Below are 14414 nucleotides of genomic sequence, written 5' to 3' on the forward strand. Positions count from 1 at the left end.
TCAGGTGTTCGGGCGGGCGGCGCTGATGTCGGCCAGCGTCGCGGACGCGTCCCGCTCGATCGCCAGGTCGCCGATGGACACGATGCCGACCGGGCGGCCGTCCTCCAGCACCGGGAGCCGGCGGACGGCCCGCTCGCGCATGATCTGCGCGGCCTTCTCCAGCGGGTCGTCCGGGCCGACCGTGGCGGTGACGCTGCTGGCCAGGCCGCCGATCCTGGTCGCGCCCGGGTCGCCGCCCGCGGCCAGGCCCCGGACCACCAGGTCGCGGTCGGTGACGAGCCCCATCAGGTCGTCGCCGTCCGACACCAGCACCGCGCCGATGCCCTCGTCGCGCATGGCGCGCGCCACCGTGACGAGGTCCAGCTCGGGGGACACCGCCGTCGGGGAGCCGGTCATGATGTCGCGGATCCTCGTGGCCATGGTTCGCTCCTTCGTCCGCCGCCGCGCCGATCCGAACGGCCCTCTACCCGGCACGACCAGGATCACTCATCGGCCCCGGCTCGCCCCCGCCCGCTCTAGTCCTCCCTGAAGGGGGTGAGGAGCCGCTGGGCTCCCGCGGCGTCGATGGTGATCCGGTTCGGATCCGAGGCGGCCATCCGGACGGGCAGCGTGTTGAACGCGACCGCGTCGGGTTCGGTCCTTCCCAGGCTGCGGAAGAGGGCCTCCATGGCGCCCACGTCCATCCGCGGACGGGTCGACACCGAACCGGACGCGATGGCGACGAACTTCGCGAACCGGAGCGGGCTCCCCGCCTGGACGGCCTTGGCCCGCCGCGCCATGGCGGCCAGGAACCGCTGCTGCCGCCCGATCCGGGACAGGTCCGAGCCGTCGCCGACCCCGTACCGGACCCGCACGTAGGCCAGGGCCCGCCTGCCGTCCAGCCGCTGCCGGCCCGGAAGGAGCGCCGTCCCGCTTTTCGGGTCGCGGATGGGTTCCGGCAGGGTCACCTCCACGCCGCCCAAGGCGTCCACCATGCCCCGGAACCCCGCGAAATCGATCACGACGGTGGTGTCGACCTCGACCGACGTCACCGACTCGACCGTCTCGCGGGCACAGTCGGCGCCTCCCAGTGCGAACGCCGCGTTGATCGGCACCTCCCTGCTCAGGGTCAGCGTCCCCTTCGGCGTCTTGCACGCTTTGATCCGCACCAGCAGGTCCCGGGGGACGCTCACCACCCGCGCCCCCTTACGGTCCGCGGGCAAATGGAGCAGGACGATCGTGTCCGAACGCCCTCCCTCGGCCCGTGTGTCAGAGCCCAGGAGCAGCACGTTGAGGGGCTTCTCACTCCCGGGCGCGAACGGGTGGGCCGTGCGACCCACTCTCGGGTCGCCCGCGTGCAACAGGGCGGCGGGGACCAGGACCAGCGCCGCCGTCACCGCCGCCACCGCGCCGAGGAGAGGCCACCGGCCCGGCGGCCGGTGGCCACGCCCCCGCCTCCTCGGCGCGTCCTCCAACCGCCCCCGCTGCCGGACGAGCGAGCCCGGCGGCTCGTGCTCCAGTTCCCGGCCGAGGCCGCGGAGGAGTTCCAGGTCGTCCACGGTCATGCCTCCTCACGCATCGGATTGGTGTCACCGAGGGTCGCGCGCACCTTGCGGCGGGCCCGGTTCAGGCGCGAGCGAACCGTCCCGACGGGGATGCCGAGGGCCTGCGCCACCTCCTCGTACGTGAGGTCGCCCCACGCGAACAACAGCAGGACGTCCAGATCCCGGCGGGACAGCTTGGCGAGCGCCTCGGCCAGCAGCGGTCGTACCGCCGTCGCCGTCACCCCGGCCTCCACGCGCTCGGCCGGCCCCTCCTGCGGCCCGTCCACCGGGCTGCGGCGCAGCGCCCGGTAGCGGGCCGCCTCGCTGCGGTGGTGCCGGGACACCAGCTTCGTCACGATGCCGAACAGCCATGGCCGCGCGTCCCGATGCGCCTGGTCGTACCGGTGCCGTTTGCTGAACGCCGCCAGGAAGGTGTCGCCGACGACGTCCTCGGCCGACTCCGGGCCGAGCCGCCGGGACACGTACCGGTACAGCATCGCCGCGTACCGGTCGAACAGCGCCGCGAACGCCTCGGGGTCGTCGAGCGACCGCGCGACGAGATCGGCGTCGCACTCCCCCACCGCCCGGTCGGGGGCCGCGCCCGCGGCGCGGGCACCGGCTGGGGGTGCGGTCATTGAGGGAACCATGGCATGCGGACCGGCCTTCCCGTCGAGGACGTGTTGTCCGGTGTCTCTCCACAACCCCCGGCCCGGGTTCACGGGCAGGCCCCATGCCATGATCACTAATGCATAACGAAGCGAACCTTCCCGCTAAACTGCGCATCCTCCGGGGTGGACGGGGATTGACTGTGCGGGGGGACGACCGCGCAGGTGGGGACGGCGCCTCGGGTCGGCCGCGCCGGGACGGCGCGAGCCGGGCGAGACCGCTCCGTCCGCGGGTCGAGGCGAATCGAGGAGGGTCTGGCCGTGGACGACGCCCAGCGGGAACCGGAGCACGCGGACCGCACGGAGCCTCCCCGGGACGAGCCCGCCTCCGGCGTGACGGACGCCCCGGACACGGCGGAGGAGACCACCGGCGATTCCGCCGTGGACGCCACCGGTGTGATCGCGGAGGACGAGCCGTCCCGCGCGCCGGAACCCGAGCCCGTGCGAACCGCCACGGCCGAGTTCCGTGTCCCGGGGCCCACCGAGCCGGACGCGGCTCCCGCCGCGACGCGGGGCGGCCCCGACGAGCCGTCCGCCGCCAGGGCCGCCGCGCTGACCAGGCCGGACATCTCCGTCCGCCCGTCGGCCACGCCCACCGTTCGCGACATCCCCCTGCCCGCCAAGGCCGAGCCCGAGCCCGGCGGCGAGGACGAGTCCGCGGGCGGCGCGGCCGAGGACGCGGAGCCGGACGCCGAGTCCCGGGCCGTCGAAGAGCAGGCCACCGAAGAGCAGGCCGTTGCAGAGCAGGCCGCCGAAGCCCGGCCCGCCGAGGAAGCCGCCGAGGTCCCACCCGTCTCCGCCGCTCCGGAGCGTCCGGCGGGAGCCGCGGGGCGCTGGGAGGCCACTCCCCTGGCGCCTTCCGCACCGGCCGCGGAGTACGAGGACGAGGACGCGACCGAGCCGGGCGCGCAGGTGGAACCGCCACCGGACGAACCAGCGGATGCCGAAGGCGTCCCGTCGCCCGCGGAGGCCGGCCAGGCGCCGCCCGAACCCGCCGAACCCCAGGAGAGCGAGCCGGAGCACACCGCCCCTGACCTGGACCAATGGGAGCAGATGCTCGCCGAGTCCCGGGCGCCCGGGCCCGAGCAGGCGTCGGCGTCGGCGGGCGCGTGGACGGCCGAGCCCGTCCAGGAGCGGGACGTCCCCGCAGAGCAGGCGTCACCGGAGCACGACCTCCCAGCACCCACCGGGTCCTGGGAATCCGAGCCCGAGCCGGCCCCGCGCCGGGAGGGCCCCTGGGAAGCCGCTCTGCCGCAGGCCCCGCCGGAACAGGTCGCGCCCCATCCTGAACCCCCAGTACAGGCGGGTCCCTGGGAAGCCGCCCTGCCCCAGGCACCACCCCAACAGACCCCACGCGAACAGGTCGCGCCTCGCCACGAGCCCCAGGCCCCGGCGGGACCGTGGGAAGCTGCCCTGCCCCAGGCGCCACCCCAACAGACCCGGCGCGAACAGGTCGCGCCTCGCCACGAGCCTCAAGCCCCGGCGGGTCCCTGGGAAGCCGCCCTGCCCGAGGCACCACCCCAGCAGACCCCGCCCGAGCAGGCCGCGCCTCGCCACGAGCCCCAGGCCCCGGCAGGGCCCTGGGAGGCCGCCCTGCCTCAGGCGCTCGCGCCCGGCCGGAGCGCGCCCCCGCAAGGTGAGCAGCGCGCGCCCGCCGGGCCGTGGGAGGCGGCGGCGCCGCACGCGGACGAGTGGGCCGGAACGGAGGCGCCCGGACATCCGGGAACGCGATCCTCCGGACAGTGGACGGTGCCCTGGGAAGGGCAGGCGGGTGCGCCTCCCGCGCGACCCGCGACACCCGCGCCCCCCAGGGCCGGAGCCGGGGCGCACCGGCCTCGCGGCAAGCGGCGGCGGGGACTGATCTCCGTCCTCGTCGTGCTCGTGCTGGTGGTGGGCGCCGTGGTGGCACAGTTCGTGCGGCCCGTCCCGGACCCTGCCGTCAAGCTGACGATCGGGACGTCCGCGCACAAGTTCCCTGGCGCGGCGCCCACGCTGCCGTGGCCCGCGCAGGGCCAGTCGGTCGTCACCGTTGACGGGCTCGGGACGATGGGGGCGTCCGGGGGGTCGGCGCCCACGCCGACGGCGAGCGTGGCGAAGGTGATGACGGCCTACGTCTACCTGCGCGACCATCCGCTGCGGGCGGGCGAGCCGGGGCCGGTGCTGACGGTGTCGCCGCAGGCGGCGGCGCAGATCCCGGCGCGGCGCAAGCGCGGGGAGTCGCTGCTCGGGGTGACCGCGGGCCAGCGCCTCCCCCAGCGCAAGTTCCTCGAGGCCCTGATGATCATCTCCGCGAACGACGTGGCGCACGAGCTGGCCCGGTGGGACGTGGGGAACGAGCCCGCGTTCGTGGCGAAGATGAACGCCACCGCGCGCTCGCTGGGGATGACGAACACCACCTACACCGATCCGAGCGGCTACGACTCCGGGACGGTGAGCACCGCGGCCGACCAGGTGAAGCTGCTGCGCGCGGCGATGGACGTCCCGGCGTTCGCGGAGATCGTGAACAACCGGGCCTATGTCCCCGAAGGCGGCGGCGCGGCGCGGCCGGGCGGGAACATCCTGCTGGGGCAGTACGGCGTGGTGGGCGGCAAGACCGGCTACACCGACGCGGCCGGCGGCAACTTCGTGTTCGCGGCGCGCAAGCGGGTGGCGGGCGTGCCGACGCTGATCGTGGGCGCGGTGATGGGCCAGCGGTCCACGAGCGCCATGGCCGCGGTCACCGCCGGGGGGCAGCTGGTCGCGGCGGCGGAGTCGTCGCTGACGGCGGTGACGCTGGCGCGGGCGGGCGCGCGGGTCGGCCGGGTGGACGACGGGCTCGGCGGCGGAGCGCCGCTGCGCGCCGCGTCCAACGTGACCGTGGTCGGCTGGCCCGGGCTGACCGTGCCGGTCGGGGTCGAGGGCGACCCGCCCCGGACCGGCGGGCGCGGTGACCGGGCCGGCGCCGTCACGACCGGCGCGGGCAAGGTCCCCCTCGAACTGGACGGGACGCTCGGCGGGCCGTCACCGCTCAAGCGGCTGACGCGCCTCGGCTGACCTTCCCCGGCCGTACCGCCCGGCCGGACGCGACCCCGGGCGGGGCGCGACGCCGGGCCGTGCGGCCGGACGCGTGCCGGGTCGGGGAGACCGCCGCCGGCGTGGCCGCTCAGGTGCGCCGGGCGCTCGGCCCGGCGAGCGCGGCGGCGGCGCCGAGGCCCGCGTAGACGAGGCCGGTCGCGTACCGCTGCCGCCGCCGGAAGGCGGGGCGCTCGCGCAGCCACGTGCCGATCGACCCGGCGGCGAGCGCGTACACGATGTCGCTCAGCAGGCCGACCAGCACCAGGACGACGCCCATCACGGCGATCTGGAGCGGCACGCGACCGGCGTCCTGGTCCACGAACTGCGGCAGGAAGGCGAGGAAGAACAGCACGACCTTGGGGTTGAGGACGTTCACCAGCACGCCGTCGAGGTAGACGCGGTGGAGCGGCCGGGGCCGCAGCCGTGGCTCGTCCTCGCCGTCGCCGGCGCGGAACGTCCGGTAGGCGAGGAAGAACAGGTAGGCGGCGCCCGCGTAGCGCAGGAAGCCGAACGCGGTGGCGGACGCGGCGACGACCGCCGACAGCCCGGCGGCGGCCGCGGCGATGTGCACGAGCGTCCCGGTCTCGACGCCGAACGCGGACGCGATCCCCGCGCGGCGGCCCTCCCCGACGGCGCGGGTGGTGATGTACAGGTGGTTGGGGCCGGGAATGGCGACCAGCGTCAGCGTCGCCAGCAGGAAGAGCAGCGGATTCGTCACCGGAGGTACGCTACGGCGCCGATGGTCCACCCTGGGAGGGCCAATCGGGGCCGCGATGCCAGGACCAATCGGGCGGCCCGTGTCAGGACGCCGCCGTCGCCCGCGCGCCCGCGAGCACCAGCCGGCCGGACGTGCGGACCACCGCGGCGACCTCGTCGGCGGGTCGGTGCAGCGAGGCCAGGCTGACCATCGCGGCGAGCAGGACGTGACCGAGGACGACCGCCACGTCGTCGCGCGCGGGCACCGGCTCGCCGACCGCGGCGGACAGCCGGTCGCGCGCCGACAGGAACAGCGCGGTGCGGGCGTCGTCCACGCTGGGGTCACCGCGGGTCACGGCCTGCACGATGGCGGAGGTGAGGGCGGGCTCGCCCGCCGCGACGTACACGAGCCGCTCCAGCAGCGCGGTGAGCCGCTCGGCCGGGGTGTCGCCGGCCGCGAGCGCGTCGATGTCGCGGGTGGCGCGCTGCGCCCAGGTCGCGGCGACCTCGGTGAGCAGGTGGTCCTTGGTGGCGAAGTAGCGGTAGACGGTCGCGCGGGCGACTCCGGCGCGGTCGGCGACGTCGTGCATGGTGACGGCGGGATAGCCGCCGTCGAGCGCCAGCTCGCGGGCCGCGTCGATCAGCCGGTGCCGCCGGGCCTGCTGGTCCCTGGTCAGCGTCCGCGTGACGGTGAACCGCGCATCGCCGCTCAAAACGCCTCCTCGCTGTGGCCGCCCCCATTGTTCCGCACCCGCCGCCGATTCGCTGGCCGCTCCGCTCGGTTCAGGGCGATGTGGGAGGTCGTCCCCCTACGGGAGACCGGCCCGGCGCCCGTCGCAGTCCTCCCCCTGACGCGGGACGGGGGCTCGCTCTCAAGGCCAGGCCGTCCGTGCCCGGACGCCGGACCAGCCCGTGAGGTCCTTCCGGCCGTCGTGGACACCGGAAAGACCGGAAAGTCCGTGCGGGCGGATCCGGGGAAGGCGGGGCCGAAGCGAGCTCCGGCGTGGCCGGAAGAGGCCGGGCGACGTCGAGCTCGGCCGGGAGGACCGTCCTAGGGGTTCTCCGCCACCGCCGGGCGCGGCTTCTTCTCCGGGTCGGGGAAGTCGAACGAGCCCAGCCGCAGGGCCAGGACCTCCATCGCACCGACGACGACCACGAACGCGACGGCCAGCAGGCCGACCTTCTTGCGGTTCACTCCCCGCACACTCCTTCAAACCCCCAGTAAGCTTGAGAAAAATAGCACAAGGCGTCGAAATAGGTACGTCCTTTTCCCCGAGAAAGGGACGTACCCCCGAAAGGGCTCCAGGCGGCTCGTGAAAACGGGGCCCACGGGCGTCCTCAACCGGACAGACCACTCCGGCCCGGACACCTTCCGGACGCGTTACCGTCCGCCTTGAAGGAGGGGTTCCCATGCCTCAACGGCGAGGCGCGCCGGTCTCCGACGCCGAGGCCCTCGGCCGCGCGGACGCGCACGCCCGCGGCATCCCCCACGACCGGCTGGAACGGCTGCGGAACAGGACACCGGTGGTGTGGCTGGCCGGCCGGCCGGACGGCCGCCCGGGTTCATGGGCCGTGCTGCGCTACGCCGACGTCCGCTACGCCCTCCTGCATCCCGAACTGTTCGCGCCCGAGCGCGACGGCGTGCTGCACGGCCCCCTGGACGGCGACCTCGACGACGGCGCCGAGCCCCCGCCGCAGACGCTGCTCGACATGGACCCGCCCGCGCGGGCGATGCTCGACCGCGTCCCCGACGGCGAACCCGTCGACTTCGTCACGCAGGTCGCCGCGGACCTGCCCGAGACCGTCCGCAACACGCTGGGCGGCGGGCTCCACGCGCTGCTGCGCCACCCCGCCCAGTACGAGCGGCTCCGGCAGCGCCGCTGTGACGAACGCCTCCTCGACAGCGCCGTCGAGGAGATGCTGCGCTGGTGGACGCCCGTGGCGCAGGTGGGCCGCACCGTGCGGCGCGCCGCCGTCCTGGGCGGCGTCCCGCTGCTGGCGGGCGAGCGCGTCGCGTTGTGGCTCGCCTCCGCCAACCACGACGAGGAGATCTTTCCCGACCCCGGCCGGTTCGTGCCCGAGCGCTTCCTCACCGACCGGCCCCGGGCCGGCGGCGCGGGCGCGGCCGGCCCCGGACGCGGCGGCCCGTCCCGCGCGAACCGCCGTCACCAGCGGGAGCAGCGCGTCCGGCCGCACCTGTGCTTCGGCCATGGGGACCGCGCCTGCCTCGGCGCCCGGTTGGCCCGGGTACATCTGCGCGCCCTCCTCGTGGCGATCCTGGAACGACCGGGGCGTGCCGCCGCCGCGGGAGAGCCGGTAATGTTGCGGTCAACTGCCCGCCACGGTTTCGAACGCCTGCCGTTTCGCTGGACCGGCTGACCGCGGGGAGAGCGCCAAGCGCAGTCGACACGACCGCGGCCCCGGGCCGCAGGTCGGCCGTCCCCTGAGACGGCCTGGAGACACCCCGCCGTTTACGATCTTGACCATTCGCTGAACGTTCGCTGGAACTCCGCCGAACGTCGGCGGAGTTGAACCTGTACACGCCCTTGGGGCGGCGTGCATCCGCCAGAGGGGGCCGGGTAGTGGGACTGACGAGCTGGGGGCTGCTCGTTCTGCTGACGGCGGTCGTGGCCTGCTGCCTCGCCGCGACCGTCTGGGCGTGGCCGCGCGTGTCGTCCGGCGGGCCCCGCGCCGTCGCGGCGCGCCTCCTGATCCTCGTCGGCTGCCAGCTCGCCGTGATGCTGACGCTGGTCACCGCGCTGAACAGCTACTACCAGTTCTACGGGACGTGGAAGGACCTCGCGACCGCCGCGGGCGGCACGTCGCAGGTGCGGCCCAAGGGACCGCCGAACGCGCACGTGGCCGCGGCGACCCAGGTCGTCCGGCAGGTGCGGTCGAGCCTGGGACCCGGCCGCAACGGCAAGCACGTGCCGCGCCGGGACGGCCAGGTCGAGCACCTCGACATCCGCGGCATCCGGACCGGCATCTCCTCCCAGGCGTTCATCTACCTCCCGCCGCAGTACTTCCAGCCCGCCTTCGCGTCCCGGCGCTTCCCGGTCGTGCTGCTGATCGCCGGCTACCCCTCCACCGACCGGAAGATCTGGATCAAGAAGGGGCACATCCCGCAGGACGCGGCGCGGGCCGCCACCACCGGCGAGCTCCAGCCGATGATCTACGTGATGATGCGGCCCACCGTCGAGGACGGCTGGGACACCGAGTGCGCCGACGTGCCGGGCGGGCCGAAGGTCGAGTCGTTCTTCGCCCAGGACGTGCCCGAGGCGATCACCACGACCTACCGCGCGGCGTACGGCCGCAAGGGCTGGGGCGTCGCCGGCTACTCCACCGGCGGCTACTGCGCGACCAAGCTGGCCCTGCTGCACTCCGACACCTTCTCCGCCGGGGCGAGCCTGGCCGGCCACTTCGACGCGATCCAGGACACCACGACCCGCGACCTGTACGGCGGCAGCAAGGTGATCCGGCGCTCCAGCGACCTGATCTGGCGGCTGCAGAACCTGCCGCAGCCGCCGGTGTCGATCCTGGTCGCCTCCGCGGACGTGGGCGAGAAGACCTTCCCGCAGGCACAGAAGTTCATGGCCGCGGCGCGCCCCCCGCTGGTGGTCGACAAGGTGCTGCTGCCGACGGGCGGTCACAACTTCAAGACGTTCCGCCGGTACATCCCGCCGGCGATGCGATGGCTGAGCGCCCGGCTCCGGGGGGAATGACATGGAACCGACGAGCATGACGTTCCTCGTCCTCGTCTGCGGCGCGGCCGTCGCCTGCGTCGCCGCGGTCGTCGTGCTGTGGCCGCGCGTCGCGGGCACCGGGCACCGGGCGCTGCTCACCCGGTCGGGGATGCTCGTGGCCGCGCAGGCGTCGCTGACGACGGTGGTCGTCCTGCTCGCCAACAGCCATTTCGTGTTCTACGCCACCTGGAACGACCTGTTCGGCAGCGACGTCGTGAAGGTCAAGGTCAACCAGGTGCAGCCGAGCCGGGGCGAGGACTCCAAGCCGTCCGACCTGGTCCACCACGCCACCACCGACCTCGCCCCGCGGCGCCGGGACGGCCACGAGCACGGCGTCCGGCGCGACGGGCGGGTGGACCGGCTGGAGATCCGCGGCCCGCGCAGCGGGCTGAACGCCGAGGCGTACGTCTACCTCCCCCCGCAGTACTTCCAGCCCGCGTACGCCAAGAAGCGGCTGCCCGTGCTGGTCCTGATCTCCGGCGGGGCGTCCGACGACAAGATGGCCTGGCTCCGGCAGGCGCGGCTGCCCGAGGAGGTCGGGAGGGCGGAGCCCAAGGGCCGCATCCAGCCGCTCGTCTACGTGATGCTCCGGTCGGCGCGCGGGCTCACCCCGACGCCGCCTTCCCCGGGCGAGGGCCCGGGGAAGGTGTCGGGCGGCGCGGCGGGCCGCGGGGCGCCGCACGGCCGCTCGCACGGCGCCCGCAACCCGTTGTGCATCGACGCGCCCGGCCGGCCCGGCGGCCAGCCCGAGGCGTTCTTCGCCCAGGACCTGCCGCTCGCGCTCGCGGGCGCCTACCCCGGGCGGCTGCCGGAGACCCGCAAGGGCTGGGGCGTGGCAGGGTTCGCGACGGGCGGGCACTGCGCCGCCCGGCTCGCGATGCTGCACTCCGACCGGTTCATCGCCGCCGCGAGCATCAACGGCCAGTTCAACACCCCCACCGACGGCGGCACCGCCGCCCCGGCGGCCGACCCGTACGGCGCCAGCCGTCCCTTCCGGCTGGACAACGATCTGTTGTGGCGGCTGGAGCACGTGACGCCGCCGCCGGTGGCGGTGCTGACCGCGGCCAGCTCGGACGGTACGGACGCCCAGCAGGCCGAGCGGTTCGTCGCGCTCGCCAAGCCGCCGATGAGCGCGGAGAAGACCGTGTTCCCCGGCAACCTGGGCACGCTGAAGCAGTGGCGGTTCCACCTGGCCCCGATCCTGGAGTGGCTCAGCGCCCACCTTCGCGGAGAGTAGGACAGCGGGCCGCGCCGCCTCCACGGAGCGCTACCTCCCCAGGAGTAGGCGCGCGCACTCCCCGGGGCCGACGTGGAACCTCCCATCCATGTCCTAACGTGCTGGGGTGAGCAGTTCCCCGCCCCGCGCTCCGGTCCGGCCCGGCTGGCCGCGGCCCGTCGATTGGCCCGTATGGGTCGTCCCGCTGATTCTGGCGCCCGTCCAGGTCTTCGGGTCGCTGGCGGGCCGGCCCGGCGGGGAGGGCGGCGGGCCGTGGCGTCACGGCGATGCGGACGGCGGTGTCCGGCACACCCCCTATGGCAGCACCCACATGGACGTGCTGGGCATCGTGCTGCTGTTGGCGGGTCCCGCGCTGCTGCTGCTGCGCCGCCGCCATCCGGTGGTCACGCTCGTCGCCACGGGCGTCATCACGGGCCTGTACTTCCTGCGCGCCTACCCCTATGGCCCGGCGCCCTTCGCCGTCGGCGTCGCCATGCTGGCCGCCGTGACGGCCGGGCACCGGCTGGTGGCCTGGGCCGGGACGGGCGCGGCGCTCACCGCCTACTTCGCCCTCACCTCGGTCATCGGCCTGCCGATGGACCGGCGCGGCGAGAGCGGGCACGTGTTCCCCGTCGAGCGGCCGAGCCTGCCCGGGACGGGGTTCGTCGTCGGCTGGGCCCTCGTGGTCCTGGTCACCGCCGAGCTGATCCGCATGCGCCGGCAGAAGGTGGCCGAGACCGCCCGCACCCACGCCGAGGAGGAGCGCCGCCAGGCCAGCGAGGAGCGGCTGCGGATGGCCCGCGAGCTGCACGACGTCCTCGCCCACAACATCTCGATGATCAACGTGCAGGCGGGCGTGGCGCTGCACCTGATGGACGAGCGGCCCGAGCAGGCCCGCACGGCGCTCGCCGCCATCAAGGAGGCCAGCAAGGAGGCGCTCACCGAGATGCGCGGCGTGATCGGCGCGCTGCGGGCCCAGGGTGAGAGCGCGCCGCGCGCCCCGACCGCCGGGCTCGACCGGCTGGAGGACCTGCTCGCCCGCGCGCGGTCGGCGGGCCTGGCGGTGCGGGCCGAGATCACCGGCGACCGGCGGCCGCTGCACGCCGGCACCGACCTCGCCGCGTTCCGGATCGTCCAGGAGTCGCTCACCAACGTCACCCGGCACGCCGGCCCCGGGCCGGTGACGGCGCGGGTCGGCATCGCCTACGGTGAGCACGAGATCGTCGTGCTCGTCGAGGACGACGGCCGGGGCGTGTCCCTGCTGGACGACCACCCGGGCGGCAGCGGCATCCGCGGCATGCGGGAGCGGGCGGCGGCGCTCGGCGGCGCGTTCGAGGCCGGGCCGCGCGAGGGCGGCGGGTTCCGCGTCCGCGCCGTCCTGCCCCTCGACGGCGACCGGGCGGACGGCGCGCCGCTCGGCGAGCGGGCCCCATGACCGCCCCGGAGGGCACGGCGACGCGGAGGACTCACGATGATCGGGGACACACGATGATCAAGGTGGTGCTGGCGGACGACCAGGTGCTCGTCCGCGCGGGCTTCCGGGCGCTGCTGGACGCGCAGGACGACATCGAGGTCGTCGGCGAGGCGGGCGACGGCGAGGAGGCCGTCGCATTGGCGGCCCGGCTGCGGCCCGACGTCATTCTCATGGACATACGCATGCCCGGTCTGGACGGGCTCTCCGCCACCCGCCGGATCGCCTCCGACCCGCGGCTCGGCGACGTCCGCATCGTGATCCTCACCACGTTCGAGCTCGACGAGTACGTGTTCGAGGCGCTGCGCGGCGGCGCCGGCGGCTTCCTGGTCAAGGACACCGAGCCGGTCGAGCTGATCCACGCCGTGCGGGCGGTGGCGGCCGGGGACGCGCTGCTGTCGCCCAGCGTCACCCGGCGGCTGATCGCCGAGTTCGCCGCGCGGGCCAAGGAGCCCGCGCCGTCGCCGCGGCTGAACGCGCTCACCGACCGGGAGCGGGAGGTCATGTCGCTGGTCGGCGAGGGCCTGTCGAACGAGGAGATCGCGGGCCGCCTGGTGGTCAGCCCGGCGACCGCCAAGACCCATGTGAGCCGCACCATGGTCAAGCTCGGGGCGCGCGACCGCGCCCAGCTCGTGGTGTTCGCCTACGAGTCGGGTCTGGTCAAACCGGGCTGGCTCCCCTAGAAATCCTCGCTCCGGTGCGATTCCCCGGCACCGGCGCACGGTGGCGTGGCAGGCTGGGACGCACAGGCCGTCACCGACGCGAAGGAGTCCGGTGCCGAACGCCACGAGGATCCTCGCGGTCGACGACCGCGAGGAGAATTTGGTCGCCCTCACCGCGGTGCTCGACGCCCTTCCCGTGGAGGTCGTCCCCGTCTCCTCCGGCCGGGCGGCCCTGAAGGAACTGCTGAACGACGATTTCGCGCTGATCCTGCTCGATGTCGTGATGCCGGACATGGACGGTTTCGAGACCGCGGGCCACATCAAGGCCCGGCCGCGCACCCGCGACGTCCCGATCATCTTCCTCACCGCGGCGGGCGAGGCCGGCCGGCAGGCGCTGCGCGGCTACGCGGCGGGCGCGGTCGACTACCTGACCAAGCCGTTCGACCCGTGGCTGCTGCGCGCGAAGGTCTCGGTGTTCGTCGACCTGCACCGCCGCAACCTGGAACTGCGGCGGCAGGCCGCGCTGCTGCGCCAGACGCTGGCCGGAGCCGACGCCGGCCCGGTCGACGGCGCCGAGGGCTGGGAGCGGATGCTGCGCTCCCTCGACGAGCGGCTCGTCAAGGTCGAGGGCGAGGTGGCCCGGATGCGCTCCGGCGAGGCCGCCGACCCCGGCCTGCTCGACGACCATGTCGCCGCGCTGCGCCTCGCCCTGGACGCGCTGTCCCACTGATCCGGGGCGGTCCCGCTCAGGTCCGCGGGTCCGGTGCGACGCTCAGGGCCGCGGCGACCGGCCGGGCGGCGCCCGGCGGTTCCGCCATCGCCCCCGCCTGCAGCTTGTGCCGCAGGATCAACGCCCCGGCCAGCACCGCGGCGATCACCAGCAGCACCGCGACCGTGACCACCAGCAGGGTCCTGCGCCGCTCGTTCCGCCCGCCGTGGGAACCGCTGCGGGACGCCCCCTGAGAGGCCCCGTGAGAGGCGCCGTGAGAGGCGCCGTGGAGGGCGTCGTGGCGGGCGGGCTCGTGCACGGGCGGGGGCTGCTGCCAGGGCGTGAACTGCTGCCGCTGCTCCCACGGCGGCGGCGTCTGCGGGGCGGGCCCCGGCGGCCGTGCCGGGGGCGGTGCCCAGTCCGTCTCCAGCAGCGTCCGCGAGCCGTCGTCCGCGCCGGAACCGGGGCGGCCCGTGTCCGGGTGGCGCCCGTTCGAGGTGTCCTGCCGGGTGATCGCCTCGAGTTCCGCCGGGTCCAGGACGGTCTCCGCCGCGTCGTCGCCCCGCTCTCCCGGGCGGCCGTCTCGCCGGCGGCCGGGCAGGTGGCGTCCGGACGGCTCGTCGGTCACGGTGGCGTCGGCGCTCGTCGCGGGCGCGGGCGGCGGCCGCCGGACCG

The 14414-nt window shown here is 75.0% G+C and carries 13 protein-coding genes and 1 pseudogene; 7 read left to right on the forward strand and 7 right to left on the reverse strand.

Annotated elements, in window-relative coordinates:
* From E1291_RS44660 to E1291_RS19555, 3 genes are all read right to left on the reverse strand, one after another.
* On the reverse strand, positions 1-420 hold the full coding sequence (locus E1291_RS44660) for a CBS domain-containing protein (protein ID WP_131739272.1): 420 nt from the start codon (positions 418-420) through the stop codon (positions 1-3).
* 95 nt (positions 421-515) lie between these two features.
* Positions 516-1544: an LCP family protein gene (locus E1291_RS19550; RefSeq protein ID WP_131739273.1), complete on the reverse strand. Its 1029-nt coding sequence runs from the start codon at positions 1542-1544 to the stop codon at positions 516-518.
* Complete coding sequence (locus E1291_RS19555) at positions 1541-2158, reverse strand: RNA polymerase sigma factor (RefSeq protein ID WP_131739274.1); 618 nt, start codon at positions 2156-2158, stop codon at positions 1541-1543. The genes E1291_RS19550 and E1291_RS19555 overlap by 4 nt, the downstream gene beginning before the upstream one ends.
* A 291-nt stretch (positions 2159-2449) precedes the next feature.
* Between E1291_RS19555 and E1291_RS19560 the strand changes: the two genes are divergently transcribed.
* Positions 2450-5221 carry a D-alanyl-D-alanine carboxypeptidase family protein gene (locus E1291_RS19560; RefSeq protein WP_242614248.1) on the forward strand — a complete coding sequence of 924 codons (2772 nt, stop codon included), beginning with the start codon at positions 2450-2452 and terminating at the stop codon, positions 5219-5221.
* Positions 5222-5330: 109 nt separating this feature from the next.
* Here E1291_RS19560 and E1291_RS19565 read toward each other — a convergent pair whose 3' ends face one another.
* From E1291_RS19565 to E1291_RS42085, 3 genes are all read right to left on the reverse strand, one after another.
* The gene (locus tag E1291_RS19565) at positions 5331-5960 is read right to left on the reverse strand and encodes a LysE family translocator (RefSeq protein ID WP_131739275.1); all 630 of its coding nucleotides are present in this window, start codon (positions 5958-5960) and stop codon (positions 5331-5333) included.
* An 82-nt stretch (positions 5961-6042) separates the two neighbouring features.
* Positions 6043-6651 (reverse strand): TetR/AcrR family transcriptional regulator, encoded by a 609-nt coding sequence (locus E1291_RS19570; RefSeq protein ID WP_131739276.1) that lies wholly within the window; start codon positions 6649-6651, stop codon positions 6043-6045.
* Between the two features lie 338 nt (positions 6652-6989).
* Positions 6990-7133: a hypothetical protein gene (locus E1291_RS42085; protein ID WP_165495194.1), complete on the reverse strand. Its 144-nt coding sequence runs from the start codon at positions 7131-7133 to the stop codon at positions 6990-6992.
* A gap of 215 nt (positions 7134-7348) precedes the next feature.
* On the opposite strand from E1291_RS42085, the gene E1291_RS19575 reads away from it, so the two are divergent.
* From E1291_RS19575 to E1291_RS19600, 6 genes are all read left to right on the forward strand, one after another.
* A complete protein-coding gene (locus tag E1291_RS19575; RefSeq protein ID WP_131739277.1) occupies positions 7349-8317 on the forward strand; it encodes a cytochrome P450 in 969 nt (322 codons plus the stop codon).
* A gap of 203 nt (positions 8318-8520) precedes the next feature.
* On the forward strand, positions 8521-9660 hold the full coding sequence (locus E1291_RS19580; protein WP_131739278.1) for an alpha/beta hydrolase: 1140 nt from the start codon (positions 8521-8523) through the stop codon (positions 9658-9660).
* Position 9661: 1 nt separating this feature from the next.
* Positions 9662-10918, forward strand: coding sequence for an alpha/beta hydrolase (locus E1291_RS19585; RefSeq protein WP_131739279.1), 1257 nt, complete (start codon positions 9662-9664; stop codon positions 10916-10918).
* A gap of 106 nt (positions 10919-11024) precedes the next feature.
* Positions 11025-12332, forward strand: coding sequence for a sensor histidine kinase (locus E1291_RS19590; RefSeq protein ID WP_207400817.1), 1308 nt, complete (start codon positions 11025-11027; stop codon positions 12330-12332).
* A gap of 53 nt (positions 12333-12385) precedes the next feature.
* The gene (locus tag E1291_RS19595) at positions 12386-13051 is read left to right on the forward strand and encodes a response regulator (protein WP_131739280.1); all 666 of its coding nucleotides are present in this window, start codon (positions 12386-12388) and stop codon (positions 13049-13051) included.
* 91 nt (positions 13052-13142) lie between these two features.
* Positions 13143-13760 (forward strand): response regulator, encoded by a 618-nt coding sequence (locus tag E1291_RS19600; RefSeq protein ID WP_131739281.1) that lies wholly within the window; start codon positions 13143-13145, stop codon positions 13758-13760.
* A gap of 16 nt (positions 13761-13776) precedes the next feature.
* Here E1291_RS19600 and E1291_RS42090 read toward each other — a convergent pair.
* Positions 13777-14414: pseudogene (locus tag E1291_RS42090) on the reverse strand (hypothetical protein); the annotation flags it as partial.

This window comes from Actinomadura roseirufa, assembly GCF_900659635.1.
GTDB lineage: Bacteria > Actinomycetota > Actinomycetes > Streptosporangiales > Streptosporangiaceae > Spirillospora > Spirillospora roseirufa.

What these genes read in the sequence shown, in the direction of transcription:
- E1291_RS44660 (WP_131739272.1), bottom strand. Translation starts at nt 420, where the DNA reads ATGGCCACGAGGATCCGCGACATCATGACCGGCTCCCCGACGGCGGTG.
- E1291_RS19550 (WP_131739273.1), bottom strand. Translation starts at nt 1,544, where the DNA reads ATGACCGTGGACGACCTGGAACTCCTCCGCGGCCTCGGCCGGGAACTG.
- E1291_RS19555 (WP_131739274.1), bottom strand. Translation starts at nt 2,158, where the DNA reads ATGACCGCACCCCCAGCCGGTGCCCGCGCCGCGGGCGCGGCCCCCGAC.
- E1291_RS19575 (WP_131739277.1), top strand. Translation starts at nt 7,349, where the DNA reads ATGCCTCAACGGCGAGGCGCGCCGGTCTCCGACGCCGAGGCCCTCGGC.
- E1291_RS19585 (WP_131739279.1), top strand. Translation starts at nt 9,662, where the DNA reads ATGGAACCGACGAGCATGACGTTCCTCGTCCTCGTCTGCGGCGCGGCC.
- E1291_RS19595 (WP_131739280.1), top strand. Translation starts at nt 12,386, where the DNA reads ATGATCAAGGTGGTGCTGGCGGACGACCAGGTGCTCGTCCGCGCGGGC.